Here is a 3902-nt window from a genome sequence, read left to right on the forward strand (position 1 = left end):
CCCGAACTTCGCAACCGACGCCGACATCCTGACCCCGGCCTGATCAGCACCACCACCGCCGGCCCGGGAAGGACAGCCCGCCAAGCCATCCTTCCCGGGCCGCCCTCAGTACGATGAAGGTTTTCAATGAAGAAATATGCAACCGTCGACCCCACCAGCGGCAATGTGGTGCAGGAATTTGACAGCATGACAGACGCAGAGGTGGCCGCTTCCCTGACGCGCTCCCACGCTGCCTACCGGTCCTGGCACACGAAGGACCTCGCAGAACGCTGCGCGCTCCTGCAGCGCATCGCCGATCTCCACCGGCAGCACGCCATCGACCTTGCCAAACTGATGACGCTCGAGATGGGCAAGCCCATCACCCAGGCCAAGGCCGAAGTCGAGCTATCCGCTGCCATCTATGAGTACTACGCCACCTCGGGCCAACAGTTGCTCGCCGACGAAGAACTCGACATCGCCGGTGCGGGCCGGGCAATCGTCCGGACAGCTCCCATCGGACCACTCCTGGGCGTCATGCCGTGGAACTTCCCGTACTACCAGATGGCACGGTTCGTCGCCCCCAACCTGCTGCTGGGCAACACCATCTTGCTCAAGCACGCCAGCAACTGCCCGCAACAAGCCCTGCGCATTGCCGAAATCATCGACGCGGCCGGGGCCCCGGAAGGCGTCTACCAGAACCTCTTCGCCACCTCCGGACAGGTCGCGGACATCATCGCCAGCCCCAAACTCCAAGGCGTTTCCCTCACCGGATCAGAGCGTGCAGGCAGTGCCATAGGCGCACTCGCCGGCCAATACCTGAAGAAGTGCGTCCTCGAACTCGGCGGCTCCGACCCGTTCCTCGTACTTCCCGCAGCCGATATCGACAAGGCCGCCAGCGCGGCAGCGGCAGGCCGATTCGGGAACGCCGGCCAAGCCTGCACGTCGCCGAAAAGGCTCATCATCGACTCGTCCAACTGGGACAAATTCCTTGAAGCGTTCCTGGCGAAAGCCGCAGAATGGCAAACCGGGGACCCCATGAGCGAAGACACGCGCCTCGGTCCCATGTCCACCGCCCAGGCCCGGGCAGAACTGGCCGAACAAGTTGACGATGCCGTGTCCAAGGGAGCGACCGTCCACCTGGGCGGAGCCGTCCCGGAAGGCCGCGGCGCGTACTACCCGGCGACCGTCCTCTCCGGCGTCACGCCCGAAATGCGCGCCTACCGAGAGGAGCTTTTCGGTCCCGTGGCGATCCTCTACCGCGTGGATTCCGTGGATGAGGCGATCAGCCTGGCCAACGATTCGCCCTACGGGCTCGGCAGCGCGGTCTTCACCGACGACCAGAAGCAGGCCGCCTACGTCACCGACCGCCTCGAGGTCGGCATGGTGGGAATCAACACCACCATCAAGAGTGCCCCCGACCTCCCGTTCGGCGGAGTCAAGGCCTCCGGCATAGGCCGCGAACTCGGCAAATTCGGACTCAACGAGTTCGCGAACAAGAAACTCATCCGCATCATCTGAGGCCCGACACAAAATAGGAGAGTCCATGCGCGCAGCAGTCTATTACGGCAAAAACAAACTTGAAATCGAAGACATACCGGAACCGTTCTTGGTCGATCCAGCCGGCTGATCCCAGCAGAGTACACGCAATCGATGACGACACACGATAAGGCTGGGCCTGCCACTGCAGGTCCAGCCTTCAGTGTGCGGCCTGGCTATTCGGGGAAGCGGCACGGTGGACAGCCATGGGAATAAAATACCTCGAAAAGTTAGTTGTTGGTTAAAGTAATTCTGGCGAACACAGCAATCACCAAACAGGAGACACCATGGACAACACACCCCTCGATGTCAGTAAGACCGCACTGTTACTGATAGACCTTCAGAACGACAATGTCCATCAGGACGGGGCGTTCGCATCCTTCGGTGCCGCCGCCCATGCAGTTGAGCAGGGCTTGGTCCCCCACGTGGGGCAACTGCTCGAATGGGCACGCAACGAGTCAATGCCGATCATCCACAACCGCATCGTGTTCTACCCCGGTGGCGACTTCGGCGGGACGAATGCCCCCATCTTCCGGATGATCGGCCCGGAGTCACTAAAGCTCGGATCCTGGGGTGCAGACGCGCTGGAGGGGCTGGGGGCGCTGGCGGACGAGCCTGTCCTGATCCGCAATCGGATGAGCTGCTTCAACGGCAGCGGACTGGATATTTTGTTACGGAATACCGGGGTCACCACGGTAATAGTGGCAGGCGTCTGGACAAACATGGCCGTGGAACATACCGTGCGTGACGCAGCGGACCACGGGTACCGCACAATCCTGGTAACGGACGCAACATCGAGCATCAACGCAGAGTGGCACGACGCCGCACTCAGCTATGCCTTGACGAACATCGCCGAATTCCAGTCAACCGGCGAAATTACGGGGGCGGCCGTTTGAGTACGCTACCCCAACCGACCATCGCGTGGCAGTCCCCGGACGATCCGCGCAAGCCCTTGGTCGTCTTGCTTCACGGGCGCGGGTCACGCGAAACGGACATCATTGCGTTGGCGAATTACCTCCCGGCCGGTCCGGCCTACGCGGCTGTGCGTGCACCTCTCGCAGAGGGCCCGGGGTTTGCCTGGTTTGCGAACCGTGGCATCGGCCGCCCTATATCCGCGTCCCTCACGGAGACCATGGCATGGTTTACGGACTGGCTGGACAGTGTTGCGCCGGCCGAGCGGCCCGTGATCCTTGTTGGCTTTAGCGGGGGTGCCGCCTTCGCTGGGGGTCTCGTATTGAACGATCCTGACCGCTTCGCAGGTGCGGCAATCCTCTACGGAACCCTGCCCTTCGACGCTGGCGTGCCGACGACGCCGGGCCGACTCCAGGGCATTCCAATGTTCGTAGCGCACGGTGACGCTGATTCGGTCGTACCGGCCGAGTTGCTGAGATCCACCTGGAGCTATCTCACTGAAGAGTCAGGTGCGCAGACAATTGCCATCCGTTCGGCCGGCGGCCACAGCATAGGACAAGACGACGCAACCGCCCTCGCGCACTGGATCACGGACCTGCAGGGGCCTTAGGCCACGCAGGAGGACCGCGGCCACTTATAAGGAATTTACATAACCGATAGCCCAATAAATATTGGACGCCATAAGGGACCGAAGCAGATACTTAAGTAACGACGAAAGGAATTCCCATGGCTTATCTTCGCCTCCATCACGTGAACGTCACTTCAGATGACATGCACTCCCTCAGCGACTTCTATCGCGACGCTCTCGGCCTGCCGTTGCTGCCTTCGCCGAAAATGATCGCAACCACCCATGCGGCCGACGCCGGAGTCACCGATGGAAACGCTGAATGGGAAGAGGGAGCACGCTTCTTTGAGGCTGGCGACCCCGAGGAACTTCAGGTGCACGCCACACGGCGCCAGGCGTACCTTGCCCTGCAGGAAGGGCACTCTGTAAATCCCCTTGTTGGGGGCCACTTTGCCTTCCGGACCGACGATATTGAAGCCATCAAGGCCCGGCTGACAGAACACAACATCCCCTTCGACGACTGGGGCATCTGGTCCGTTGAAGGGTGGCACCAGATCTTCCTGACGGACCCGGCCGGAAACATGATCGAGATTCACCAGGTGAAGGAAGCAAAGGCGTAGCCCTGCACTCCGGACTGGCCCTGACGGCCGTTGCGTACCCTCCCCGGGGATGCAACGGCCGTCGCCCATTTAAGTCGTGAAACGGCCGACCAACAGCCCAACGATTTCCAAGGAAGTCAACGACGCACAGATGCCCGGCTGGAGCGTTCCAACCGGGCATCGTGTTGCATTGCTCCTGCTTCCGTCAGGCGGGGCGGCGGTGACGTTTTCGAGGACGACGGCGAGGCCCTGGCCCACGCCGATGCAGATGGCGGCGACGCCCCACCGCTCACCGGAGGCCTGCAGGGACC

General features: G+C 61.8%; 5 protein-coding genes. 4 read left to right on the forward strand and 1 reads right to left on the reverse strand.

The genetic code is table 11. The features are described from left to right. Positions 1–126: 126 nt before the first annotated feature. The 4 genes from ACX80M_RS20815 to ACX80M_RS20830 all read left to right on the forward strand — a co-directional run bounded on the left by ACX80M_RS20815 (position 127) and on the right by ACX80M_RS20830 (position 3612). On the forward strand, positions 127–1497 hold the full coding sequence (locus ACX80M_RS20815; protein ID WP_459310360.1) for an NAD-dependent succinate-semialdehyde dehydrogenase: 1371 nt from the start codon (positions 127–129) through the stop codon (positions 1495–1497). Positions 1498–1802: 305 nt separating this feature from the next. Further along, a complete protein-coding gene (locus tag ACX80M_RS20820) occupies positions 1803–2411 on the forward strand; it encodes a cysteine hydrolase family protein (RefSeq protein WP_459310361.1) in 609 nt (202 codons plus the stop codon). After that, a complete protein-coding gene (locus ACX80M_RS20825; protein WP_459310362.1) occupies positions 2408–3037 on the forward strand; it encodes an alpha/beta hydrolase in 630 nt (209 codons plus the stop codon). Before ACX80M_RS20820 ends, ACX80M_RS20825 begins: the two co-directional genes overlap by 4 nt. A gap of 116 nt (positions 3038–3153) precedes the next feature. Next, positions 3154–3612, forward strand: a complete 459-nt coding sequence (locus tag ACX80M_RS20830) for a VOC family protein (protein ID WP_459310363.1) — start codon at positions 3154–3156, stop codon at positions 3610–3612. A gap of 69 nt (positions 3613–3681) precedes the next feature. On the opposite strand, the gene ACX80M_RS20835 is transcribed toward ACX80M_RS20830, so the two are convergent. Then, the coding region (locus tag ACX80M_RS20835; RefSeq protein ID WP_459310365.1) for a hypothetical protein at positions 3682–3902 on the reverse strand (221 nt) is incomplete at its 5' end.

The sequence above is a fragment of the Pseudarthrobacter sp. MDT1-22 genome (assembly GCF_054511035.1).